24 protein-coding genes, 1 tRNA gene and 1 pseudogene are annotated in these 24,259 nt (G+C 69.1%); 14 read left to right on the top strand and 12 right to left on the bottom strand.

The features are described from left to right. Positions 1-308 precede the first annotated feature (308 nt). From QM572_RS07325 to QM572_RS07280, 10 genes and pseudogenes are all read left to right on the top strand, one after another. Positions 309-572: a hypothetical protein gene (locus QM572_RS07325; RefSeq protein WP_415091577.1), complete on the top strand. Its 264-nt coding sequence runs from the start codon at positions 309-311 to the stop codon at positions 570-572. 69 nt (positions 573-641) lie between these two features. Next, positions 642-845, top strand: coding sequence for a hypothetical protein (locus QM572_RS07320; protein WP_415091575.1), 204 nt, complete (start codon positions 642-644; stop codon positions 843-845). Then, a complete protein-coding gene (locus tag QM572_RS07315; RefSeq protein ID WP_415091573.1) occupies positions 842-1,156 on the top strand; it encodes a hypothetical protein in 315 nt (104 codons plus the stop codon). The genes QM572_RS07320 and QM572_RS07315 overlap by 4 nt, the downstream gene beginning before the upstream one ends. Before the next feature lie 417 nt (positions 1,157-1,573). Further along, the gene (locus QM572_RS07310) at positions 1,574-1,765 is read left to right on the top strand and encodes a hypothetical protein (RefSeq protein WP_415091571.1); all 192 of its coding nucleotides are present in this window, start codon (positions 1,574-1,576) and stop codon (positions 1,763-1,765) included. Between the two features lie 178 nt (positions 1,766-1,943). Next, positions 1,944-2,669: an MT-A70 family methyltransferase gene (locus tag QM572_RS07305; protein WP_415091569.1), complete on the top strand. Its 726-nt coding sequence runs from the start codon at positions 1,944-1,946 to the stop codon at positions 2,667-2,669. Positions 2,670-2,836: 167 nt separating this feature from the next. Next, positions 2,837-5,053 (top strand): type IV secretory system conjugative DNA transfer family protein, encoded by a 2,217-nt coding sequence (locus QM572_RS07300; RefSeq protein WP_415091567.1) that lies wholly within the window; start codon positions 2,837-2,839, stop codon positions 5,051-5,053. Between the two features lie 208 nt (positions 5,054-5,261). Continuing rightward, positions 5,262-6,128 carry a replication-relaxation family protein gene (locus QM572_RS07295; RefSeq protein ID WP_415091565.1) on the top strand — a complete coding sequence of 289 codons (867 nt, stop codon included), beginning with the start codon at positions 5,262-5,264 and terminating at the stop codon, positions 6,126-6,128. Continuing rightward, a complete protein-coding gene (locus QM572_RS07290) occupies positions 6,125-6,640 on the top strand; it encodes a hypothetical protein (RefSeq protein WP_415091563.1) in 516 nt (171 codons plus the stop codon). Before QM572_RS07295 ends, QM572_RS07290 begins: the two co-directional genes overlap by 4 nt. A 393-nt stretch (positions 6,641-7,033) precedes the next feature. After that, entirely contained in the window at positions 7,034-7,396 is a 363-nt protein-coding gene (locus QM572_RS07285) for a hypothetical protein (RefSeq protein ID WP_415091561.1), read from the top strand. A gap of 1 nt (position 7,397) precedes the next feature. After that, positions 7,398-8,462 (top strand): annotated as a pseudogene (locus QM572_RS07280) (recombinase family protein); the annotation flags it as partial. 586 nt (positions 8,463-9,048) lie between these two features. Here QM572_RS07280 and QM572_RS07275 read toward each other — a convergent pair. From QM572_RS07275 to QM572_RS07230, 10 genes are all read right to left on the bottom strand, one after another. Then, a tRNA-Ala gene (locus tag QM572_RS07275) sits at positions 9,049-9,124 on the bottom strand. Positions 9,125-9,189: 65 nt separating this feature from the next. Then, entirely contained in the window at positions 9,190-9,798 is a 609-nt protein-coding gene (locus QM572_RS07270; protein ID WP_415091559.1) for a histidine phosphatase family protein, read from the bottom strand. After that, complete coding sequence (gene rsfS / locus QM572_RS07265) at positions 9,795-10,172, bottom strand: ribosome silencing factor (RefSeq protein ID WP_415091557.1); 378 nt, start codon at positions 10,170-10,172, stop codon at positions 9,795-9,797. Before rsfS ends, QM572_RS07270 begins: the two co-directional genes overlap by 4 nt. Before the next feature lie 70 nt (positions 10,173-10,242). Continuing rightward, a complete protein-coding gene (gene nadD, locus QM572_RS07260; protein WP_415091555.1) occupies positions 10,243-10,860 on the bottom strand; it encodes a nicotinate-nucleotide adenylyltransferase in 618 nt (205 codons plus the stop codon). A 27-nt stretch (positions 10,861-10,887) separates the two neighbouring features. After that, a complete protein-coding gene (locus tag QM572_RS07255) occupies positions 10,888-11,037 on the bottom strand; it encodes a hypothetical protein (RefSeq protein ID WP_415091553.1) in 150 nt (49 codons plus the stop codon). A 126-nt stretch (positions 11,038-11,163) separates the two neighbouring features. Then, positions 11,164-12,423, bottom strand: coding sequence for a glutamate-5-semialdehyde dehydrogenase (locus tag QM572_RS07250; protein WP_415091551.1), 1,260 nt, complete (start codon positions 12,421-12,423; stop codon positions 11,164-11,166). After that, the gene (locus QM572_RS07245) at positions 12,420-13,892 is read right to left on the bottom strand and encodes a phospholipase D-like domain-containing protein (RefSeq protein WP_415091549.1); all 1,473 of its coding nucleotides are present in this window, start codon (positions 13,890-13,892) and stop codon (positions 12,420-12,422) included. The genes QM572_RS07250 and QM572_RS07245 overlap by 4 nt, the downstream gene beginning before the upstream one ends. Positions 13,893-14,087: 195 nt before the next feature. Next, positions 14,088-15,050, bottom strand: a complete 963-nt coding sequence (locus QM572_RS07240) for an electron transfer flavoprotein subunit alpha/FixB family protein (RefSeq protein ID WP_415091547.1) — start codon at positions 15,048-15,050, stop codon at positions 14,088-14,090. A 15-nt stretch (positions 15,051-15,065) separates the two neighbouring features. Further along, positions 15,066-15,866 (bottom strand): electron transfer flavoprotein subunit beta/FixA family protein, encoded by an 801-nt coding sequence (locus tag QM572_RS07235; protein WP_415091545.1) that lies wholly within the window; start codon positions 15,864-15,866, stop codon positions 15,066-15,068. A gap of 21 nt (positions 15,867-15,887) precedes the next feature. After that, positions 15,888-16,223, bottom strand: coding sequence for a hypothetical protein (locus tag QM572_RS07230; RefSeq protein ID WP_415091543.1), 336 nt, complete (start codon positions 16,221-16,223; stop codon positions 15,888-15,890). Between the two features lie 79 nt (positions 16,224-16,302). On the opposite strand from QM572_RS07230, the gene glgX reads away from it, so the two are divergent. The 4 genes from glgX to QM572_RS07210 are packed head-to-tail and all read left to right on the top strand — an operon-like array spanning position 16,303 to position 23,025. Beyond that, the gene (gene glgX / locus QM572_RS07225) at positions 16,303-18,498 is read left to right on the top strand and encodes a glycogen debranching protein GlgX (protein ID WP_415091541.1); all 2,196 of its coding nucleotides are present in this window, start codon (positions 16,303-16,305) and stop codon (positions 18,496-18,498) included. Positions 18,499-18,545: 47 nt separating this feature from the next. Continuing rightward, entirely contained in the window at positions 18,546-20,438 is a 1,893-nt protein-coding gene (locus QM572_RS07220) for an alpha-1,4-glucan--maltose-1-phosphate maltosyltransferase (protein ID WP_415091539.1), read from the top strand. After that, positions 20,435-22,258 carry a 1,4-alpha-glucan branching protein GlgB gene (gene glgB / locus QM572_RS07215; protein WP_415091537.1) on the top strand — a complete coding sequence of 608 codons (1,824 nt, stop codon included), beginning with the start codon at positions 20,435-20,437 and terminating at the stop codon, positions 22,256-22,258. Before QM572_RS07220 ends, glgB begins: the two co-directional genes overlap by 4 nt. After that, positions 22,255-23,025 carry an NUDIX domain-containing protein gene (locus QM572_RS07210; protein WP_415091535.1) on the top strand — a complete coding sequence of 257 codons (771 nt, stop codon included), beginning with the start codon at positions 22,255-22,257 and terminating at the stop codon, positions 23,023-23,025. Before glgB ends, QM572_RS07210 begins: the two co-directional genes overlap by 4 nt. On the opposite strand, the gene QM572_RS07205 is transcribed toward QM572_RS07210, so the two are convergent. Further along, complete coding sequence (locus tag QM572_RS07205) at positions 22,995-23,912, bottom strand: EamA family transporter (RefSeq protein WP_415091533.1); 918 nt, start codon at positions 23,910-23,912, stop codon at positions 22,995-22,997. The two genes, QM572_RS07210 and QM572_RS07205, sit on opposite strands and share 31 nt — an antisense overlap. Positions 23,913-23,991: 79 nt before the next feature. Beyond that, a partial coding sequence (locus QM572_RS07200; protein WP_415091532.1) for a tetratricopeptide repeat protein occupies positions 23,992-24,259 on the bottom strand: 268 nt, incomplete at its 5' end.

Here is a 24,259-nt window from a genome sequence, read left to right as displayed (position 1 = left end):
TTGGGGCAGTCATAGCTGCGTCCTTGTTTAACTTTTAAAGTATACCATCTATATGTGTTTTAGTCAATAGAATCTTGTCCCCCTGCCGCCTGCGTTGCTCGGCGACCGATCGAGAGCAACGCAATCTGCAACGCTTAGCCAGCGAGAACGCGCCATGTCTACGGTGGAGGCGTTCGCGCAGCATCGGGGCCAGATCAGCCCAGCGGACACCGAGGTGGTCCGGACTCCTCACTCGACCCGAGAACCTGTGACCCGCTCGCTCGAGCGGGTCACAGCTCTCTCCATCCACCGTTGAGCGAGGCCCAACCATGAACAAGCACGTCTCGACAGGTTCCCCAGAACCTGACCGTCAGCCCGAAGTCGCCCACCGAGCGCGGGATTGGCAGATCTACGTCACCACGATGAACCGGTTCGCAACCATTCATGGCGATCTGGCCCTGTCCCTCAAGGATATCCGTACCGCCAGCGGCAACATTCCGGCGCTCCGCCAAGACGCCGCCGAGTTCTTCGACGAGATCCGGGCTCACTTGAGCGCGATCGAGGCCGAGCTCGCCTGCGGCTCCATGGCCTGATCCCTCCGCCTGTGTCCCGGGCGAGGAGTCGCTTCGCCCGGGCGCAGGCCCAACCGCGAAAGGAGCATCATGAGCAACACCAACATCACTACGGCGACCGAACGGGCTCCCGGCCAACGAGCCGCCCTGCTGCCCCTCATGTGGCGACTCCACCGAGTCACTCGGGGCACGGGCTGGATGACCAACCTCGACGGCTACCTGGCCGGCATTGAGGACGCTGTTGCGGACCTGCGGCGTCACGCGTCGCCCGATGACGGCAGTGCGGACGCATGAGCCGCGAGACCTCCCGGGACATTGAACGGGCAATCAACGGTCGGATCTCTCGCACCGCGATCACCCGTCAGGAACGCATGGCGCTTCAGGACATCCGTGCCGTCCACGCGGACGCCGCGGTTGTGCAGGCCCAGATCGCCGCTATCGCGGACGTGACGGAGTACGCGTTTTACAAGGCTCTTGACCTCGATGACGCTCGTCAGCGTCTGGCGGGCGGGGATCCAGCTATCGCAGCACTGCTCGCCACGTTCGAGGCGACGGCCATCGCTGGCATGCAGAACATCATCCGCCGGCACTCCAACAACCCGTGACAGCCATGCCGCGCCGACGTCCCCCGCCCCAGACGCAGTGCCCCGTGTCAGGCCAGACCTGTCCCCACCGTGAACCGCCACCGGCCTGTCAGCAATGGATGGCCGACCGAATCCAGACCGCAGTGGATGAGTCCAACGCCGCCGCTGTCATGCCAACAGATCGTCCCGATCGAGAAAGGAAAGTCAATGCTCTTCTTGCTTGTCTGCCTGAATCTGGCCGCCTCCGCCTCCCTGGTCTACGCATGGCACAACAGCCGACCGAGGCCCTGGGAGATCCCGGAGTGTCCGAACTGTCGTTCGAACGCAGCCAACGCCGAAGTCGAGGCGCTCTACCGCCTCGGGGTGGAAAGGATGCGTGACGCTGCAGCCAGTCAGCGTCCGCGGTTCCCGCTGTCGGATGTGCGGTAGGGCAGCTCGATGCTGCTCGACCGGCTCCTCGCGGCCTGCTTAGCAGTGCTTGCGGGTGCGGCGGCGATATACGTCGCGGTACGTCTTCTCGAAGCCGTCGCACCCGCACTGCTCATCATCGCCGCCATCGTGGGCGGGCTGACCATCGTCAGCTTCGTTGGGCGCCTGCTTTGGCGCCGCATCGAGTCACGACGCTGGTAGCTGGTCATTTCGTAGACAATTCCACAACATGATTCTTCGTGTACGTAATCAGCAGAAAAGAACTGTCTGATACAACAAAAGGCTGGTGTCTTTTCGGGCGTCATCTCGCCCGTCGCACCGGACGCCTCTCTGCTTGCACATGGTCCCGGGATGAGTTTTAACAGTACTCATCCCGGGCGTGCTCCCCCACTTCTCGGGCGACTATCTCATCAACCTACAAACCCCGTATCCGCTTTCGGTTGCAGCCGAAAGCACGGGAGGAAGGAGCTTTTATATGGTAACACAAAGTACCGATATTGACGCAGGGTCAAATACCGTTCCTGCGTTCACGACAATCCTGGCGGACCCGCCGTGGGACGTGCAGCAACGCGGCCCGCTCGGCGCCGAACGACACTACGACCTCATGAGCCTGGAGGCCATCAAGCACATGCCGGTCGGCGACCTGGCAGCGCCAGACTCTCATTGCTGGCTGTGGGTCACCAACGCCACGCTTCGCGCCGGCTACGACGTCATGGAGGCCTGGGGCTTCACCCCGCGCTCCCCCTTGACCTGGATCAAGCCGCGCATCGGACTCGGCCAATACCTGCGTAACTCGACCGAGCATCTCATTCTCGGTACGCGTGGCAACGCGCCCGTGAAGTTCCGAGCGCAGCCGACGTGGATGTTCGCTCCCCTCCAACGGCACAGCGAGAAGCCCCAGGAGCAGTACGCGGTTATCGAGCGGATCTCGGACGGGCCGTACCTGGAGCTCTTCGCCCGCCGCCGGCCGCCGTCCGATAAGAGCTGGTCGATCTGGGGCAACGAGGTCGACAGCGACATCGTGATCCCCGGCTACCCGGTGCCATCAGACGAACGACACCCACGTAGCAGCGACAGGGAGGCCAGTGATGCCGCGTCGTCGTAAACGCACTACGAACCGGAAGCCGCAAGACGAGCGGCGACTCACTGTCCGTGCCATTCGTCGCGGTGAACCAGATCCGAAGAAGATCTCGCGCGCGTTCATCGGCTTAGCCCTCGCTCGGGCCGAGGCCGAGGCGCGCGCCCAAGCAGAGGCTGCCACGCAGACGAAAGATGAAGCAGAAGGTTCTACCGATGCCTCGTCGTAAGCGCGCCGCGGATGCCGGTGAGGCGTGGGTGTTCTCGCGACTCCATCTCCCCCGGCCGCTCGATGCCGAAGTGGTCGAGGCTGCCCTGCTGCGGCTCGCCACCGACCGCGCGGCGCCACCGCTAGTGTCCGAGGCACGCGCTGAGCCCGGCCGCCTAATCCAGCACCTCGTGGGCACACCCGTTGAACATGTCCGCTGGGTCCAACGGACACTTCGCCACCTCATTCCCGGGCTCGTGATCGCCGCTCATGACGAGCCCCGGCAGCCGGTCGAACGATCAGCTCGGGTCCGGCTGCGGCCTCATGAGCTGGCGTTGGCCACTGACCGGGCCGAGCTGAACAGCCTCAGCCTGCTGGCCGCGTTGGCCGCTCGGTTCGAGGAGGGTGAGCGTCTGGTGCTCCAAGTGGTGCTGGGCCCGCGCACCAGTCCACGACATCTACCGAAGGAGATTGCAGATCCGACGCAGCGCTGGTGGCAGCTCCTCACCAAGGGCGAAGTGCCGGCCGCCAGCGCAGTCCGGGAGCAGATCGACCGCCGCACCGGACAACATGGCTTCGCGGCCGTGGTGAGGATCGGGGTCAGCGCCTCGACAGCCGAGCGGCGCCAGCAACTGATCATCGGGGTACTCGGAGCGCTGTCTACTGCCGAGGACCGTGGCACTTACCTCGATCTCACCTTCGAGCCCACCGCTCGCCTCAACCAACCGAAGCTGCCGTGGTGGTGGCGCAGCCGCCTCTCCGCCGCCGAGTTGACCGCGCTGCTCAGCTGGCCTCTCGGTGAGCGTGATCTGCCTGGCGTGCCACCATTGCACCCAAGACTTCTGCTTCCCGTGCCGGAGTTGACCGACGCCGGCGGAGCCGACCGCGTCGTAGGCATCAGCCCATTGCCTGGCGTGCCGAAGCCCATCATGCTTACGGCGGCGGGCAGCTTGTTCCACACGGTCGTAACCGGCCCGACCGGCTCCGGGAAGAGCGTCGGAGTCTTCCTGCCCCTCATCCGCGCTGACATCCATGCCGGACGCGCGGTGCTGGTCATCGATCCGAAGAAGCAACTCATCGACAAGATCATCGATACGGCCATACCCGCGGACCGGGTTGACGACGTTGTGCTGCTCGATCCAAGCCAGCAGCAGGTGCCGGGATTCAATCCGCTCGATGTCGGCAGTCGTGATCCGGACGTCGTTGTCGATGGTCTCCTGGCCGTCTTTGCGGCGGTCTTCTCCGAAGGATGGGGACCACGGACGCAAGACATCACTCACGCGGGCCTCCTCACCCTGGCACGCGTCGGGGCGATGCGGGCACATCAGGGACAAGAGCCATTCACGTTGCTGCATCTTCCGCAGTTGTTCGCTGACGAACCATTTCGCCGCTCGGTTATCGGATACGTGGCAGACGACGAGGGCCTTGGCTCGTTCTGGGCAGCGTGGCAAGCCCAGAGCCCACAGGCGCAGGCCACCGCCCTCCTGGCCCCATCGAACAAGTGGCGCCAGTACCTGATGCGTCCCTCCGTCCGACGCATCCTCGGCCAGCCCCGACCGAAGCTGCGGCTCCGAGACGTGTTCCGCGAGCGCAAGATCGTGCTCGTCCCGCTCAACGACGGCCTCATCGGCCCGATCACTGCGCAACTTCTCGGCGGCCTGATCGTCGCCGAAGCCTGGGCTGCGACCTTGGAACGCGCAGCTGAGGCAGACCCGACCAACCGCCCGGCATCCGTGTGGATTGACGAGGTGCAGAACTACCTTCACCTCCCCACGAGTCTCGACGACGCGCTCGCGGCGAGCCGGTCGATGGGTGTCGCCTGGAACATGGCCCATCAGTTCCGTTCCCAGATGCCGCCCGCCATGTTGGCGGCCGCCGATTCCAATGCGTCTAACAAAGTCATATTCAGACCGAAGGACCCCAGAGACGCCGCCGCCTACGCTCGCATGGCTCCCGAGCTTGAGGCTCTCGACTTCATGGCCCTGCCCCAGTATGAGGCCTACGCGACGCTCGTAGCTGGTGGCGCGCAGCAACCATGGTGCTCCCTCCGGACGCTGCCACCACCTGAGACCACCGGGCTCGGCGATCGGGTTCGCGCCGCTTCGCGAGAGCAATACGGCACGGCAGCGCACGGGACTGCGATCGGCCGGGCCAGCGCGGCTATGGAGCGCCTAGACCTGGTGGGAAGGAAGCGGCGATCATGACGAATACCGGCTTCCTTCACGACGAGCGCGGCGAGGAGATTCGAGAATTTGAAACGAAAGCACTTGTCCGTTCGCTCGTCATCTCGTGTTGCTTATCGTCCTCTCGTTCTGCCTGGTCATCGGCCATCTCCCGGCTCCTTCGGGAGGGGACTGACCCCGTGTTACGGGGTCTCAAGGGGCCGAGTGCCGGTCGCTGCGGGGGCAGCGGATGACTCGCCTGCGACTCGACCACCTCAGCGGCGCGCTGACCGAGCGGGATTACCGGCTGCTGCGTGACATCGAGCAGTACCGCCTCCTGACCAGTCGACAGATCCAGCGGCTGCACTTCGACCAGGCCCATCCAACCGGCGTCGCTGCCGCCCGAGCCTGCAACCGAGCCCTGACTCGACTCAAAGACATCGGCGTCCTCAAGGCGCTCCAGCGACGGGTAGGTGGCGTGCGGTCAGGGTCAGCGAGCTTCGTCTGGTACCTCGGTGCTGCCGGCGAACGGGCACTGCGGGTCACCCATCCGGATCTCATGAGGGGTCGACGCAACTACCGAGAACCCTCACGCCACTTCGTCGAACACACGCTGGCGATCGCCGAGATCGCAGTACGGGCCATCGAGGCACAACGGCACGGCGAACTGGAAGTACTGACGATTCAGACTGAACCAGCCAGCTGGCAGGCCTCACTCGCCGGCTTCGGTACCACTCAAACGCTCAAGCCGGATCTGCGGCTCGTGACTGCCAGCAGCGACTACGAGCACCACACCTTCATCGAGGTCGACCTGGCCAGCGAGCATCTGCCGGTCATCGTGCGGCAGTGCCTGGCCTACCAGACCCACCGCGCCACGGGGCGCTACCAGGCCGAGCACGGCCTCTACCCGCTGGTCGTCTGGGTCGTGCCCACCGAGCACCGCCGCCGCCAGATTCGGGAGCGGATCCGGACCGAGCACCAGCTCAACGAGCAGCTCTTCGTCGTCATCACGAGTGATCAGGTCATCGAACTGCTGCGGGACGGCATCGAGGCATTCGACAGGGGGCGGCCGGATCGGAGCAACGAAGGCCGTGAGCAGGAAGGAGGGACGGCATGAACCATGAACGCCACGACCCCGAACCCGGCTCGGTGCCACGGCACCGTGCGGACGTACCGGATATGCCGTACGACGGAGAGGCAGCCCGTGACACAACCGCGGATGCCTTCATCGCCGACGTCATCGCGCACGCACCGGACGCCATCGCCGGCCGGGCCATCGAGGCCACGTACCTGCGCTACGGCATGGCCTTCGCCGTCTACCTGACACTCGACGGCGTCGACCGCTACGCGCCCGACCATCGGCCAGCGCATTGCAGCACCGATCCGCCCCTCATTGAGGTGGAGTTCAAGAACGCCTACTACGGCTCGTTTGCAGACCGGGAGGCGATCGTGGATGACACCATCGCGTCCTTCGACTGGGGCACAGAGCTGCGCCGCGCGCTGCAGAGCCACCCGGACCTGGAACAGATGGTCAGGTTCGACCGCGACGCCATTTGGGGCTTCGTCAGCGATCACTACGACATCCGCGAAGCCCACGACGGCTTCCACGTCTTCGAGCGCTGGCCATGAACTCCCAGCCCAACCCACCGGAACGGCCGCCACCAACCAGCGGCACCGGCGCCCGCTGACAGCCACAGCGGCGCCGAACCGCTCCCAACCGGGCTTCCCTCGGCCCTGGCCCGGCGGCCGGGCGCCTCCGCCCCGGACAGGCCCGCCTACGGCCCGCCAGGCGCGGTCCCGCCCAGCGCCTGCCAGCGACCCCCGTTGCACCCGCCGGGTGCCGGATTTCGGACTGGACTCTTCGGGCGAAGAGAGCGTCACTGTAAGGAGGCCGTTTTCACTCCAGCCCCATAGGCACCATCACGAGTGCCAGAACAACTAACGAAGAAAGGAGGCTCTATGCCTACATCAGAACAACCAACACCCACACCCGTAGCCCCGGCACAGGAAGGCCTCGACGGCATGCCCGAGGCCCTGTCGGAACAGTCGACGGGAGGCGAACAGGAGCAGCGCTTCCGCACGGTTGCCGTCCGCGTCGAGGACACCGTCCACGCCCAACTCAGCTTCATCGCCGACCTGGCAGGCACCAGCTTGTCGGAGGAAGTACGGCGAGCAATCGAAGGACGCATCGCCAGCGCCCAAGAGGACCCGGCGCTCATTGAGCGAGCCCAACAAGCACGCGAACAGATCGAGCGCGAAGCCGCCGCTCGCGCCGCCGCCATTGCGGGCTTCATGGGCAAGCCCATCGTGGCCCAGGTGACCCCGGCGAAGCCTGGCTCCACTGGACGGCGGGCAACCAAGCCGTCGAGCAAGCAGGGTTCGTAGCATGAGCGAGCTCGCGGTACCCACGAAAGCGGCGATCAGCTACCTCCGTGTCTCGACCCTCGAACAAGCCACCCGCGGTGGCCGAGACGAAGGGTTCTCTCTGCCCGCGCAGCGGCAGGCCAACGCTCGAAAGGCCGATTCCCTCGACGCGACCGTCGTCGCGGAATTCATCGATGCCGGCGAGACCGGCACCAAGATGGATAAGCGGGACGGCCTCCAAGATCTGCTCATCTACATTCGAGAGCACCCGGTCGACTACTGCATCGTCCACAAGCTCGACCGCCTGGCCCGGTCCCGGGCCGACGACGTGGCCATCCACTTCGCGCTCAAACAAGCCGGAGTCACGCTCGTGTCGGTCAGCGAGAACATCGACGAGACCCCATCCGGCATGCTCATGCACGGCATCATGTCGTCCATCGCGGAGTTCTACTCCAACAACCTGCGGACCGAGGTCACCAAAGGGCTCGTCCAGAAGGCCAGCCTCGGCGGCACTGTCACTCGCGCACCGATCGGATACAAGAACGTTCACGTCAGTGACGACCTCGGGCGCATCATTCGCACGGTAGAGCTCGATGCCGAACGCGCCCACCACATCACCTGGGCCTTCTACCGCTACGCCGAAGGAGACTGCTCGCTCTCGATCCTCTTGGAGCAGTTAGCCGCCCGAGGCCTCACAACCCGAGCGACACCGAAGTGGCCCAGCAAGGCGCTGTCCACCACCGCCATCCACAAGCTACTCAGAAACCCGTACTACAAAGGCGAGATCCACTACCGGGGTGTCATCTACGCCGGAGCGCATGAGCCCTTAGTCGACCCCAACACGTGGCAGCAGGTGCAAGACCACCTCACCGCCAACAGTCTCGGCGGAACCCGCCAGCGGACGAACCTGCACTACTTGCGCGGCAGCGTGTTCTGCGGGACCTGCGGACACCGGCTCATGGTCACCACAGCACGGAACAAGTGGGGCACGGAATACGCCTACCTCGTCTGCTCGGGGCGCACCCGCAAGGTCAGCCCCTGCGAGCGGCAGGCAATGCCGCTGCAGGCCATCGAGGAACTCATCGAGGACGAGTACCGCACCGTGGCGCTGAGCTCGGAACTGCGCGACGCCGTCGAGACGCTCGTGCTGGAGGACTTCGACACCATCCACGCCGCCTCCCAGAAGGAGCGAGGCCAACTTGCTCGGCAGCGAGTCGAGCTGACGGCCCAGCGGCAGAAGCTCCTGGATGCCCACTACGCCGGAGCGATCCCGCTAGACCTGCTCAAAATCGAGCAGGAACGGATCGGCAGTCAACTCACCCGGATCCAAGCTCAATTGGATTCGGCAGACGACAGCTTCGAAGAGGCCCGAGTCCTCCTCGCAGACACCCTCGACTTAGCCCGGGACTGCCATCTGGCTTACATGCAAGCCAACGAGGCCACCAGGCGACTGTTCAACCAGGCGTTCTTCGAGAAGATCTACATCGACGAGGACGAGGAAAGCCGGCACCACAGCGTCCGGGTCGACTACAACGAGCCGTTCGGAGACCTACTCGGCCGGGTGATACCCGCCCGGGTACACCGCGAGCTGCAAGCTGGGGAAACAGAAGCCGCCCGCCGGACGAATCCGGCGGGCGGCATTTCTCGGGTCCAGAGTTCTGACACGAATCCTCTGGTGGAGGTGAGGGGACTCGAACCCCTGACCCCCTGCATGCCATGCAGGTGCGCTACCAGCTGCGCCACACCCCCGTTGGCGTTGTCCCGGATGATCAAGCCCGGGCAACGACGAAAACCTTAGCGGACGCCCGCGACGATCAGGAAATCGGGGCGACGCGGTTGTAGGCGGCCAGCCGCCAGGGCGCCGACTCGCTCCAGGAGGCGGGGAGGTCGTTGAGCTCCACCCAGCCGCAGTTCTCCATCGGGCCGAGCGTGGAGACCGTGGCGGGCGGCCAGCCGAGGAAGCCGACGAGGGCGACCCGGATGGAGTGGCCGTGGGTCACGACGACGCCGGTCTCGCCGTCGGCGAGCGTGGCGGCGACGTCGCGCAGGGCGGCCACGGCCCGGATCGCGACGTCGGCGTCGGACTCACCGCCATGGACCGCGTAGTCCCAGGGGCCGGCGCCGTACCGCGCACGCGCCTCGTCGTGGGTGATCCCCTGGAAGTCGCCGACGTGGATCTCCCGCAGCCGCTGGTCGACGACGACCGGCAGACCGGTGGAGCGCGAGACGTGCTCGGCCGTCTCGCGCGCCCGGGCCTGGTCGGAGGACCACAGACGCGCGGGCCGCAGCCCCGCCAGGTCCCGCGCCGCAGCCGCGGCCTGCTCGTGGCCGCGCGGCGACAGCGGAGTGTCGGCGTGGCCCTGGAACCGGCGAGCGAGGTTCCACTCCGTCACGCCGTGACGGAGCAGGATGAGCCGCCTCATCGCCCGGCGGAGACCACATCCGCGGGCAGCTCGAGCGCGGGGCAGTCGCGCCACAGCCGCTCGAGCGCGTAGAACTGCCGCTCCTCCTCGTGCTGCACGTGGACGACCACGTCGCCGAAGTCGATCAGCACCCAGCGACCGTCGCGCTCCCCCTCCCGCCGGATCGGCTTGGCGCCGAACTCGCGCGCCCGGTCCTCCACCTCGTCGACGATCGAGCGCACCTGGCGGTCGTTGGGCGCCGAGCAGAGCACGAAGGCGTCAGTGATCGCGAGCTGCTCGCTCACGTCGAAGGCGACGATGTCGTGCGCGAGCTTGTCGGCGGCGGCGCGGGCGGTGACGATCGCGAGGTCGCGGGCGTAGTCGGTGGCCGTCACGAAGCCACCGCCTGAGGAAACGAGCGCAGCGAGGCCCGGAGGGCGGTGTGCGAGGGGCGAATCAAGGCAGTCATGCGGTGCTTTCAGGAGAGGGTACGGCGGGATAGAGCTCGTGCTTGCCGATGTACTGCACCACGCCGTCGGGCACGAGGTACCAGATCGGCTGACCGCTGCGGTGGCGGTCGCGGCAGTCGGTCGAGGAGATCGCCAGCGCCGGGATCTCGAGGATCGTCACGCGGTCCTCGGGGATGCGCTCCATGACCGCCTCGTCGATCGTGTAGCCCGGCCGGGTGCAGCCGACGAACTGAGCCAGCTCGAAGAGCTGGTCGGCGTCACGCCAGGTGAAGATGTCGGCGAGCGCGTCGATGCCGGTGATGAACACCAGCTCCGCGTCCGGCATCGCGGCCCGCAGGTCGCGCAGCGTGTCGATCGTGTAGGTCCGGCCGTGCCGGTCGATGTCCACCCTGCTCACCCGGAACCTCGGGTTGGCCGCCGTGGCGACGACCGTCATGAGGTAGCGGTGCTCCGCCGGGGAGACGACGCGGTCGGACTTCTGCCAGGGGTCGCCGGTCGGGACGAAGACGACCTCGTCGAGGCCGAAGACGCCCTGGACCTCGCTGGCGGCGACCAGGTGGCCGTTGTGGATGGGATCGAACGTCCCACCCATCACGCCGACACGGCGGCCCATCCGCGGATCAGCGCCCCACCACGAGCGTCAGGAGTGCTCGCGGCCGCCGGCGAAGGCCAGCAGGCCGACCAGCAGGCCGAGGAGGACGGTGATGGCGATGGCGCCGACGATCCAGTGGTTGACCTTCTCGGTGTGCTCGGCGGCCTCGGCGGCGTGCAGGACAAGCGTGCTCAGCATGCGATCAGCGTAACGCCTCGCTGACGGCGGCGGCGTGCGGCCTGGTAAGGCGGAGCCGCGAAGACGACCTTGACGCGGCGCGGTCGTCGAGCGGCGACAACGCCGCCAGGGCGTGCGCCGGGACCGTCAGCGCACGTGGCCGTCGCCCGTGACGACGTACTTGGTCGACGTCATCTCCGGGAGCCCCATCGGGCCGCGGGCGTGGAGCTTCTGGGTGCTGATGCCGATCTCGGCCCCGAAGCCGAACTCGCCGCCGTCGGTGAACCGGGTCGAGGCGTTCACCATGACCGCGGCGGCGTCGACCGCGGCGGTGAACCGGCGCGCAGCGGCGAGGTCTTCGGTCACGATCGCCTCGGTGTGCCCGCTCGACCAGCGGCGGATGTGCGCGATCGCCGCCTCCAGATCCGGTACGACGGCAGCCGCGATGTCCAGGGAGAGGTACTCCGTCGCCCAGTCGTCGTCCGTGGCGGCCACGACGCCGTCGTACGCGCCGAAGGCGGCGTCGCCGTGGATCGTGACGCCCTCGGCCTGCAGCGCCTTCACCAGGCGCGGGAGGACCTCGTCGGCGACGTCGGCGTGGACCAGCAGCGACTCGGCGCTGTTGCAGACGCTGGTGCGGTGGGTCTTGGAGTTGAGCACGATCGCGACGGCCTTGTCGAGGTCGGCGGCGCGGTCGACGTAGACGTGGACGTTGCCGACGCCGGTCTCGATCACGGGCACCGTCGAGCCCTCGACGACGGTGCGGATCAGGCCCGCTCCCCCACGCGGGATGAGCACGTCGACGAGCCCTCGCGCCTGCATCAGCGCGGTGACCGAGTCGTGGCTCTCCGAGGGCAGCAGCTGAATCGCGTCGGCGGGCAGCCCGTGCTCCACGACGGCGTCGCGCAGCACCGCCACGATGGCGGCGTTGGACGCGGCGGCGCTGCCCGAGCCGCGCAGGAGCACCGCGTTGCCGGACTTCAGGCAGATGCCGGCGGCGTCGGCCGTGACGTTGGGGCGGGCCTCGTAGATCATCCCGACGACGCCGAAGGGCACCCGCACCTGGCGCAGCTCCAGACCGTTGGCGAGCGTCGAGCCGCGCACCACCTCGCCGACCGGGTCGGCCAGCCCGGCGACGTCGCGGAGGCCGTCGGCCATGCCCGCGAGCCGCTCCGGGGTGAGCCGGAGGCGGTCGACGATGTTCGACGGCGTGCCCGCCTCCTCGGCGCGGGCGACGTCCTCGGCATTGCCGGCGAGCACCCCGTCGGCGCGGGCCAGCAGGGCGTCCGCCATCGCCTCGAGCGCGGCGTCCTTGACGGCCCGCGTCGCCAGGGCGAGGTCGTAGCTCGCCTCGCGCGCCGCGAGCGCCGCCTCCCGGACCGCCTCCGCGCTCGTCACCCCGCTCACGGCCCGTAGATCGGCTTGATGCCCATCTTGTGGGTCGCCCGCCCGTTGTACATGGCGTTGAACTGCTTGAGGTAGGTCTTGTAGACCGAGGCGTTGTTGATCTGCAGCACGACCTCCTCGTTGGCCCGGGAGAGGCCGTCCCAGTTCTCCGAGCCGGTGATGACGAGGTTGGCGGGCTGGCCGTTGTAGGTGCCGCTGACGGCCATGAACTTCAGGTGCGAGTAGAACCGCGGGCCGTAGCCGCCGATCCCGTCCTCCAGGCCGGGGTCGCGCTCGGCGAAGAGCCAGTCGGCGCTGCGCACGGGGATGCCGGCGCGGACCAGCGAGGGCCACTGCTTGCCCGGCACGCTCATGATGATCTTGACGTCGCAGCCCTGCTTCTTCTTGGCGATCAGCAGCTTGGTCAGGCCGCGGCCGCGGCCGCCGAACATGGCGTACATCGCGAGCCGGATGACGGTCTTGCCGTTCGAGCCGTAGCCCGCGGGGGCCGCGCAGCTGATCTTGTTGATCTGCCGGCCGGCGCGGTCGGCATTGGCGTTGAACCGCTCGAGCGTGGTGGTCGACATGGTCGCGACCTGGTCGCCGAAGGCGGCCGACTGACGCTGGAACCAGTAGGTGTAGGCCTCCGACATCGTCGTGTAGGTGAGCACCCGCGCGCCGACCCGCTTGCGCGCCGCCATCTGGCTGAACATCTGCTGCCAGGTGTCGTAGAGGGTCTTGTCGTTGGCGACCGCGTAGGAGTCGTTCCACTGGCGGTGGACGGCCTTGGACGTCAGGTTGCCCGAGCCGGTGATGACGAGGTAGCGCGCGCCGCCACTCTGGCTGAACGCGAACACCTTGTCGTGCTCGTTGCCTCCGTCGCCCTTCTTGCGGCAGCTGCCGGAGCACGCGATGAGGAAGCTCTTCTTCTTGGGGTTCGAGCCGAGCGTCTTCTGCAGGCTTCGGGCGACACCGGACATGACCCGCTTGTTGACGATCACCTGGACGCTGACGCCGCGCTTCTTGGCCTTGCGGAGGGCGTAGGCGATCTCGGAGCGGTCGAAGGAGTAGACCGCGATCCGGATCGAGGAGCCCTTGGGCGCGTGCATGATCGCCTTGTAGACGCGGCGGACGATGGCCGACGCCTGGGCGTTGCTGCCCAGCGGGTTGTTGAAGATCGGGCCGAGGGTGGGCCGCCAGCCGGGAAGCCAGGCGACGTACGGGCAGTTCGGCACCGCCGTCGTCACGTACGTCGTCCCGTACGCCGTCGCGGTCGTCGTGGTCGTGCCACCGACGGCGTAGTCGGTGGTCGTCGTGGTCGCCGTCGGCGTCGCCACGGCCGACGTGGTCGTCGGACACCCGGCGGCGTCCGTGTCGGCCGCGGCCTGGACCAGTGGCGTCGAGCCCGCGGTGTCGACGACGTTGAGCCCCACCCCACCGAGGGACGCCAGCGCGATTCCCGTGGCCACGAGGACCTTCCAGCGATGCACCCGAACTACCCCCTACGAAGAACCACAACCGACGGAGGCCGATTGTGTCAGTCCACCGTCACATACGTCACAGGAGTCGTCAAAGTTAAGCGCGCTGTGTGTCGCTGTGAAGATCTTCCCGTCAACGGCGAGAACCCCTGGTCGTCGTCCACGACCAGGGGTCCTCGTACGGCGAAGGCCGGCTGAGCCGGCGGATCAGCCCTTGCGCTTCTTGATCTCCTCGGTCACCGCGGGGAGGACCGTGTGCAGGTCGCCGACGACGCCGAAGTCGACGAGCTCGAAGATCGGCGCCTCCTCGTCCTTGTTGACCGCGACGATCGTCTTGGAGGTCTGCATGCCGGCCCGGTGCTGGATGGCGCCCGAGATGCCGTTGGCGATGTAGAGCTGCGGCGAGACGGTCTTGCCGGTCTGGCCGACCTGGAAGGTGTGCGGCTTCCATCCCGAGTCGACCGCGGCGCGCGAGGCGCCGACGGCGGCACCGAGCTCGTCGGCCAGGGCCTCGACCGGACCGAAGTCGCCGCCGGTGCCACGGCCGCCGGAGACGATGATCGCGGCCTCGGTGAGCTCGGGACGGCCGGTCGCCTGGCGCGGCTGGGTCGCCACGATCTGAGCCGTCTTGGCCGCGTCGGAGATCGTCACCGCGAACTCCTCGACGGTGCCGGCGCCCTCGGACTCCTCCGGAGCGGCCGAGTTCGGCTTGACCGTGATGATCGGGGTGCCCTTGGTGACCTTGGCGTCGAGGGTGAAGCTGCCCGCGAAGACGGACTGCGTGGCCACCGGCGCGCCGTCGCCGGCCTGGACGTCGACGGCGTCGACCATGAGGCCGGAGTCGAGCTTGATCGCGAGCCGGGCGGCGACCTCCTTGGTCTCCGCGTTGGACGGCAGCAGGATCGCGGCCGGCGAGGCCGACGCGGCCAGCTGCGCGAGCGCCTCGGCCTTCGGCGCGACGAGGTAGCCCTTGATCTGGGCGTCGTCGACGACGTAGACCTTCGCGGCGCCGTACCTCTTGACGACCTCCGCGACGCCGGGGGCCTGGTCGGCGGCGCCGATGAAGACGGCCGACGGCTCGCCGAGGCGCTTGGCGATGGTCAGGAGCTCGAGCGTCGGCTTCTTGACCTTGCCGTCCTGGGCGTCGACGAGAACGAGAACTTCAGACATGGTGAATCAGGCTCCTCAGATGAACTTCTTGGAGGCGAGGAAGTCGGCCAGCGCCTTGGCGCCCGAGCCCTCCTCGTCCTTGACGATATCGCCGGCGGTCCGCGGCGGGCGGGCGGTGACGCTCTCGACGCTGGTGTAGGCGGCATCCAGGCCCACCGAGGCCGGCTCCACTCCCAGGTCGCCGAGGCTCCAGCTCTCCAGCGGCTTCTTCTTGGCCGCCATGATGCCCTTGAACGACGGGTAGCGGGCCTCGCCCGACTGGTCGGTGACCGACAGGATCAGCGGCATCGTGCCGCCGATGACCTCCGTGGCCGCGTCGGTGTCGCGCTTGATCCGGACCTGGTCGCCCTGGGTCTCCACGACCGAGGCGAGCGTGACCTGCGGCAGGCCGAGGCGCTCGGCGAGCATGGCGGGGATCACCGACAGGCTGGCGTCGGTCGAGGCCAGACCGGTCACGACCAGGTCCACCTTCGTCTCCGCGCCGAGCTTCTCGATCGCCTTGGCGAGCACCAGCGAGGTCGCGAGCGCGTCGGAGCCGGCGACGGCCTCGTCGGAGACGTGGACGCCCTTGTCGGCGCCCATCTGGAGGGCCTTGCGCACGGCGGCCTCGGCCTCGGCCGGGCCGAGCGTCAGCGCCGTCACCTCGACGTCGTCCCCGTCGCGCTTCTCCTTGATCTGGAGGGCCTGCTCGACGGCGTACTCGTCGAGCTCGGAGAGGAGACCGTCGACGCCCACGCGGTCGACGGTGTTGTCCGACTCGAACCGGCGGTCCGCGGTCGCGTCGGGCACGTACTTCACGAGCACCACAATGTTCATGGCACCGATGTTACTGGCCGGTCACTTACGTGTCACTGCGGGCCTCAGGAAGCGGTCGGCCAGCCGCCCGGCGATCAGCCACACCAGCGCCGCGAGGCCCCAGTTGAAGAGCGCGTTCTTGGTGTGCGCGTTCTCCCCGTGCCACTGCTTGACCCCGTGCTCGCGGTCGAACACCCCCAGGTCGAGCACACCGGCGAGGTGGAGCAGCGCCGAGACCAGCGCGTTGTCCTCGTTGGCCTGGAAGGCGACGCACAGGGCGCCGAGCGCGAGCACGAGCGCCGCCAGCGAGCCGACGACCCAGAGGACCTGGGCGGCGACGAGGCGCACGCGCGTCAGCGTCGTCGTGGCTGCGGACATGCCCTCGACCCTAGCGGGCACCGGCAGAGCCCGCGGGTCCCGACCGCCCGCCGCCGTGCGCCGGTGCAGAATGTCGCGCGTGGAGACCGACGGACTGTGGAGTCGCCTGGGCGAGTCGCGCGCGGTGTGGCGCGGCCGCAACTGGCCCCTGGGGGCCACCTGGGCGCCCGAGTCGACCAACTTCGCGGTCTACGCGCCGCGCGCGACGGCGATGTGGCTGTGCCTGTTCGCCGACGACGAGTCGGCGCCCGGGGGCGAGACCGAGACCCGGCTCAGGCTGACCGAGCAGTCCCTCGGCATCTGGCACGGCGCGGTGCCCGACATCGCGCCCGGCACCCGCTACGGCTACCGCGCCGAGGGCGCGTGGGAGCCCGAGAAGGGCCTGCGGTTCAACGTCGACAAGCTGCTGCTGGACCCCTACGGCCTGGCCACCAGCGGCACCATCCGCAACGAGCAGCAGCTCTACGGCTACAGCTGGGAGGACCCGACCCAGCCGGACCACGACGACTCCGCGCCGGTCACGGCGCGGTCGGTCGTGGTCGACCCGCGCTTCGACTGGGAGGACGACACCCCCCTCCAGCGCCGCTGGCGCGACACCGTCATCTACGAGATGCACGTCAAGGGCTTCACCAAGCTGCACCCGGAGGTCCCCGAGGAGCTGCGCGGCACGTACGCCGGCCTCGGCTCGCCCGCGGTGATCGACTACCTCAAGGACCTCGGCGTCACGGCGGTCGAGCTGCTGCCGGTGCACCAGTTCTTCTCCGAGCCCTCGCTGCTCGAGCGCGGGATGGTGAACTACTGGGGCTACAACACGGTCTCCTACTTCGCCCCCGACGCCTCCTACTCCTCCTCGGGCGACCGCGGCGAGCAGGTGGTCGAGTTCAAGACGATGGTCAAGGAGCTCCACCGCGCCGGCATCGAGGTGATCCTCGACGTGGTCTACAACCACACCGCCGAAGGCGGCCCGATGGGCCCGACGATCTCCTTCCGCGGGCTGGACGACCTCGGCTTCTACAAGCGCGTCCCCGTCCCGGCCGAGGGCCCGTACGACGACACCTACTGGGACGTCACCGGCTGCGGCAACACCGTGAACACCTGGGACGACCTCGCGCTCCGGCTCATCCTCGACTCGCTGCGCTACTGGGTGAGCGAGATGCACGTGGACGGCTTCCGCTTCGACCTGATGAGCGCCCTGACCCGCACGGGCACCGAGATCGACTTCCACTGCGCGCTGCTCATCGCGATCGGCCAGGACCCCGTGCTGCGGCACGTGAAGCTCATCGCCGAGCCGTGGGACACCTCGCAGGACGGCTACCTCGTCGGCCGGATGCCGCCGCCGTGGGTGGAGTGGAACGACCAGTACCGCGACACCATCCGCGACTTCTGGCGCGGCGCCTCCCACGGCGTACGCGACGTGGCGACCCGCATCGCGGGCTCCAGCGACCTCTACGCGGACGACGGCCGCTCGGCGTACAACTCGGTCAACTTCATCACCGCCCACGACGGCTTCACCCTGCGCGACCTCGTCTCGTACAACGAGAAGCACAACGAGGCCAACGGCGAGGAGAACCGCGACGGCACCGACAACAACCGGTCGTGGAACCACGGCGCCGAGGGCGAGACGGACGACGACGGCATCGTCGCACTGCGGCGACGCGACGCGGCCAACATGATGTCGATGCTGCTGCTGTCCAACGGGGTGCCGATGATCACCGCCGGCGACGAGCGCGGCCGCACCCAGCGCGGCAACAACAACGCCTACTGCCAGGACAACGAGATCTCGTGGATGGACTGGAGCATCGACACGGACCCCGCGGCCGGCGGAGCCGGCGCGTGGCTCGACGTCTACGAGCACACCAAGGCCGTGCTCAAGCTGCGCCGCGAGCATCCGGCCCTGCGACAGCGGCACTGGTTCGAGGGCTCCCCCACGATCGTCGGCGGCCCGAAGGACCTCGCCTGGCTCCACCCCGACGGCCGCGAGATGCTCGCGGAGGACTGGGACGACCCGGGCCTCTCCACGATCGGCTCGTTCGTGTCCGGGGGGCCGCTGCGCTCCTCGGACCGCTACGGCCAGCAGATCCTCGACGACTCCTTCCTCCTGTGGTTCAACGGCGCCGACCACCCGGTCGACGTGACGCTCATGGAGCAGAAGTGGGTGCTCTCGGGCGACGTCGTGCTCTCCACGAGCGAGAACCTCCCGCCGGGCACCGGCCTGAAGGCAGGGGACGTCATCACGCTGGGACCGCGCACGTTCGTGGTCATCCGCGGCTCCTGACTCGGGGCTCACCGACGGCTGGGCGGCGAGTGGGTAGGTTGGTTCGCATGGCGACCTCAGGCGTTGGCCGCATCCCCATCGTGGACGTGCACCCGCAGACGCACGTCGGACCGGCGAAGGCGACCGAGGGCGAGCCCTTCCCGGTGCGCGCCACGGTCTTCCGCGAGGGCCACGACCGGTTCGCGGCGGAGGTCGTGCTGGTCTCTCCGTCCGGCGAGCGGCTCCCGCCGGTCCGGATGACCGAGATCGCGCCCGGCACCGACCGACTGGAGGCGTGGGTGACGCCCGACTCCCCCGGCCCGTGGGCCTTCGAGGTCCACGCGTGGTCGGACCCGATCGCGACCTGGCTGCACGACGCCCCGATCAAGATCGCCGCCGGCGTCGACGTCGAGCTGATGCAGCGCGAGGGCGAGCTGCTGCTGGGCCGCGCCGTCGCCGAGGGCTTCGTCCCCGACGATCAGGACACCCTGCTCGACAGTCTCGCGCTGGCCGCTCGCACCCATCCGCTGCGCGAGCTGCTCACCGTGGCCGGCCCGTTCCCGGCGTACGCCGACAGGAGCCGCGCCCTCACGGGCAGCTGGTACGAGCTCTTCCCGCGCTCGGAGGGCGGGTTCGCCGGTGCTGCCGAGCGGCTCGACGCGATCGCGGCGATGGGCTTCGACGTCGTCTACCTGCCCCCGATCCATCCCATCGGCGAGGTCAACCGCAAGGGGCCCAACAACGTGGTGCTGCCGGCCGGCGAGCCCGCGCCCGCGGACTGGGTCGGGAGCCCGTGGGCGATCGGCAGCAAGCACGGCGGGCACGACGCGATCGAGCCGTCGCTGGGCACGCTGGCCGACTTCGAGGCCTTCGTCGCCCGCGCTCGCCGGCTGGACCTGGAGGTCGCCCTCGACCTGGCGCTGCAGGCGGCCCCCGACCATCCCTGGGCCACCGAGCACCCGGAGTGGTTCACCACCCGCGCGGACGGCACGATCGCCTACGCCGAGAACCCGCCGAAGAAGTACCAGGACATCTACCCGGTCAACTTCGACAACGACCCCGACGGCATCCGCGCCGAGGTCCTGCGGATCGTGCGGCTCTGGATGAGCCGGGGCGTCCGGATCTTCCGGGTCGACAACCCGCACACCAAGCCGCCGGAGTTCTGGCAGTGGCTCCTCGCGGAGGTCCGCGAGACCGACCCCGACGTGATCTTCCTGGCCGAGGCGTTCACCCGGCCCGCGATGATGCGGACGCTGGGGGCCATCGGCTTCCACCAGTCCTACACCTACTTCACCTGGCGCACCGCCAGAGCCGAGCTCGAGGACTACCTCGTCGAGGTCACCGGCGAGACCGACCACATGATGCGCCCGGCGTTCTGGCCCAACACCCCCGACATCCTCCACGCCTACCTCGTCGAGGGGGGCCCGGCGGCGTTCCGGATCCGGGCGACCCTGGCCGCCCTGGCGAGCCCCACCTGGGGGATCTACAGCGGCTACGAGCTCTGCGAGAACGTGCAGCGGCCGGGGGCCGAGGAGTACATCGACTCCGAGAAGTACCAGCTGCGCAGGCGCGACTGGGCCGCCGCCGACGCGAGCGGCACCACCATCGCCCCCTATCTGACCCGGCTCAACGAGATCCGCCGCGCGCATCCCGCGCTCCACCTGCTGCGCAACCTGCGGATCGCCCGGGTGGACGGCGACGAGGTGATCGCCTTCACCAAGCAGGCGACCACCCCCGACGGCGGTCTGGAGACCCTGATCGTCGTCGTCGCGCTGGAGCCGCACGCGGCCGTCGAAAGCGTCGTCCACCTCGATCTCGCGGCTCTCGGCCTGCCGTCGAGCCTCACGGTGCGCGACGAGCTGAGCGGCCGGACGTGGACGTGGGGCGCGGACAACTACGTCCGCCTCGATCCGACCGACCCCGCCGGGCAGGTCGCGCACGTGCTCGTGGTGCAGCCGTGAGCACACCGGTGTCGCAGCCCCCTCATCCCGACCTCTGGCGTCGCCAGGGCGCCCATGTGCTCCGCGACGCGGACGGCAAGCTGCTCGGCACGCACTTCGCCGTCTGGGCCCCCGGCGCGCGCGACGTCGAGGTCAAGGGCGACTTCAACGACTGGAGCGGCGGCGCCCACCGGATGAGCCGTGGCGACGACGGGGTGTGGTCCCTGACGATCCCCGGCCTCGGCCCGGGCGCCCGCTACAAGTTCGCCGTCCACGGCAGCGACGGCTCGTGGACCGACCGCGCCGACCCGCTGGCGCGGTGGGCGGAGGTGCCGCCGGCCAACGCGTCGCTGGTGGAGGAGTCGTCCTATGCGTGGGGCGACGCCGACTGGCTGACGCGACGAGCGGCCTGGCAGGCGGTGGCCGAGCCGGTGTCGACGTACGAGGTCCACCTGGGGTCGTGGCGCCGGGGCCTCGGCTACCGCGAGCTGGCCGAGGAGCTGACCGCCTACGTCGTCGACCTGGGATTCACCCACGTCGAGCTGATGCCCGTCATGCAGCACCCGTACGGCGGCTCCTGGGGCTACCACGTCACCGGCTACTACGCGCCCGACTCGAGGCTCGGCACCCCCGACGACTTCCGCTACCTCGTCGACCGCCTCCACCAGGCCGGCGTCGGGGTGATCCTCGACTGGGTGCCCGGCCACTTCGCGACCGACCCCTGGGCGCTCGGGCGCTTCGACGGCGGCGCGCTCTACGAGCACGGCGACCCGCGGCGCGGCTTCCACCCCGAGTGGGGGTCGTGGATCTTCGACTTCGGCCGGCCCGAGGTGCGCGACTTCCTCATCTCCAACGCGATCTACTGGGCCGAGGAGTTCCACGCCGACGCCCTCCGCGTCGACGGCGTCGCCTCGATGCTCTACCTCGACTACGCCCGGAAGACCGGCGAGTGGCAGCCCAACGCCTTCGGCGGACACGAGCACCTCGAGGCGGTGCACTTCCTCCAGGAGCTCAACGAGTTCGTCTACGGCCGCATCCCCGGGATCATGCTCATCGCCGAGGAGTCCACGGCGTGGCCGGGCGTGACCCGGCCGACGGATCACGACGGCCTCGGCTTCGGGTTCAAGTGGAACATGGGCTGGATGCACGACACGCTCTCCTACGTCCAGCGCGAGCCCGTCCACCGGCGCTGGCACCACCACGACCTCACCTTCCCCCTGACCTACGCCTGGGCGGAGAACTTCGTGCTCCCCCTCTCCCACGACGAGGTGGTGCACGGCAAGGGCTCGCTGCTCACCAAGATGCCGGGGCACCGCTACGAGCAGCTCGCCACGCTGCGCGCCTATCTCGCCTTCCAGTGGGCCAACCCGGGCAAGCAGCTCCTCTTCATGGGCGGGGAGATCGCGCAGGTGGCCGAGTGGGCCGAGTCCGGCGAGGTCAACTGGTGGCTGCTCGACCCCGCCCACTCCGGCGACCCCGGCCACGCCGGGGTGCAGCGCCTGGTGCGCGACCTCAACCGGGTCTATCGCGACTCCCCCGCGCTCTGGTCGCGCGACAACGAGCCGGCGGGCTTCCGCTGGATCGAGGCGGACGACTCGTGGAACAACACCTACGCCTTCGTCCGCCTCGGCTCCGGGCCCGAGGTGGTCTCGGTCACCAACTTCTCCGACCAGACCGTCGCGCGGAGCTTCGCGCTGCCCGACGACGCATGGGAGGTCGTGCTGTCGACCGACGAGACGTCGTACGGCGGGCAGGGGCGGGGACCGCGTGGCGTGGTCTCCTGCGACGCGGTCCTCGACCTGCCGCCGCTGAGCACGACGTGGCTGCGGAGGCCCGCGTGACGACGCCGGCCGGGCCCCTCGTCACGACGGTCGCGGACGGCGTCGCCCGGCTCGCCTGGATGCCGGGCGAGAACGTCGACGTCGTACGCCGGGCGGTGGCCGAGGCGCTCACCACCCACCACCGGGTGGAGGTCCATCTCGATCCCGCCGACGAGCGGGCGCAACGCACGGCGGCGTTCTCCGGACTGCAGCGTGAGGGGGTGATGCGCGGGGTCACCGTCGACGGGCGGCCGGTGGACCGGGTCGTCTACGGCCGGGTCGTCACCGACGCCCCCACCCACGAGCCGGAGGCGTTCCGCGCGATGCTCAACTCGGTGCTGCCCCGCAAGCGCGCCATCGCGCAGATGCTGCTGCGCGACGAGCGCGACCGGGTGCTGATCTGCAACCTCACCTACAAGGCCGACTGGGACCTGCCCGGCGGCGTGGTCGAGGTCAACGAGTCGCCCGCGCTGGCGGTCGGCCGCGAGGTCAAGGAGGAGCTGGCGCTCAGCGTGCCGACCGGGGCGCTGCTCCTCACCGACTGGCTGCCCCCGTGGAGCGGCTGGGACGACGCGGTCTGCCTCGTCTTCGACGGGGGCGTCCACCCTCGGACGCTGGTCGACGAGATCGTGCCGCAGGCCCGCGAGATCAAGGGCTACGCCTTCTCGACGCTCGAGGAGGTCGACAGGCGCTGCGCCGACTTCACGGCCCGGCGGATCCGCGCCGCGCTGGCCCGCACCCGCGGCGAGGGCGAGGGCTACGCCGAGTCCGGTCGCCCGCTGGGCTGAGCCCCACGACCGGCTCCGCCCCCGGGCTGCCGCAGCCGCAGGACGCCGTTGGCGATGAGCGCTCCGCCGAGCAGCAGCACACCACCGCCGAGCTCCGCCGGCGCGGGCCTCTCCCCCAGCACGATCCACGCCGACACGATGCCCACGACCGGCACCAGGAGGATCCAGGGCACCACCGCCGAGGCCGGGTTGCGCGCGAGCAGGCTGTTGAACAGGCCGTAGCCGACGTACGAGGCGAAGACGACGGTGTAGGCGGTCGACAGCGCGGCCGACCACCCGAACGCGCCGAGGCCGGCCCAGACCCCGTGCGGGCCGTCGACGACGAGCGAGAGCAGGAACGCCGGGATGGGCACGGCGAGCGCGGACCAGACCGTCACGCCGAGCCCGCCGGGAACGCGTGCGGCCCGGACGACCACGTTGCCGCTCGCCCAGCACAGCGCCGCGAGGAGCATCAGCCCGAGCACGCCGAGCCGCACGTCGCCGCCACGCCCGAGGCCGACCGCGACGAGACCGGCCATGCCGAGGGCCACCCCCGCGATCTGGGCCTGGGTCGGACGCTCCCGCAGCGCGACGACCGCGATCACGATGGTGAAGACCACCTGGGCCTGGAGCACCAGCGAGGCGAGCCCGGCCGGGAAGCCCTCGGCCATCGCGAGGTAGAGGAACCCGAACTGGCCCAGCGACATCAGCCCGCCGATCGTGAGCAGCAGTCGCCACGAGACCGCGGGCCGCGGCACGAACCAGATGGCCACCCCGACCACCGCCACGAACCGGATGGCGAGGAACAGCAGCGGCGGCACGTCCCGCAGGCCGACGTCCACGGCGAGGAAGTTGAGCCCCCACACGAGGGCGACCAGCGCGGCCAGCAGGGAGTCGCGACGGGTCACGCGCTCACGCTCTCAGACCGCGCCGCCGGCCGACACGCGGTTTTCTGCCGTCCCTCGCCGGAAGCCCGCCGCACGCCGCTCAGAAGAGCGCCGACGCGAGATCGCGGCGAGCGGTGAGGACCCGGGCATCGTCGTTGCCGACCGCCTCGAAGAGGGAGATGAGGTGCTCGCGGGCCTGGTTGCGCTCCTCCCCAGCCGTCCGGGAGACCAGCCCGACGAGCCGCGCGAACGCCTCCTCGACGTGCCCGTCCAGGAGATCGAGGTCGGCGGCCAGCGTCTGGGCGGAGACGTCGTCGGGGCCGGCCGCGGCGGCCGCCGCCGCGGCGGTCGCGTCGACGCCCTGGGTG

The organism is Nocardioides sp., assembly GCF_047607365.1.
Lineage (GTDB): Bacteria > Actinomycetota > Actinomycetes > Propionibacteriales > Nocardioidaceae > Nocardioides.
Note: the sequence above shows the minus strand (reverse complement) of the source record. Positions and strands in the feature narration are given on the sequence as shown.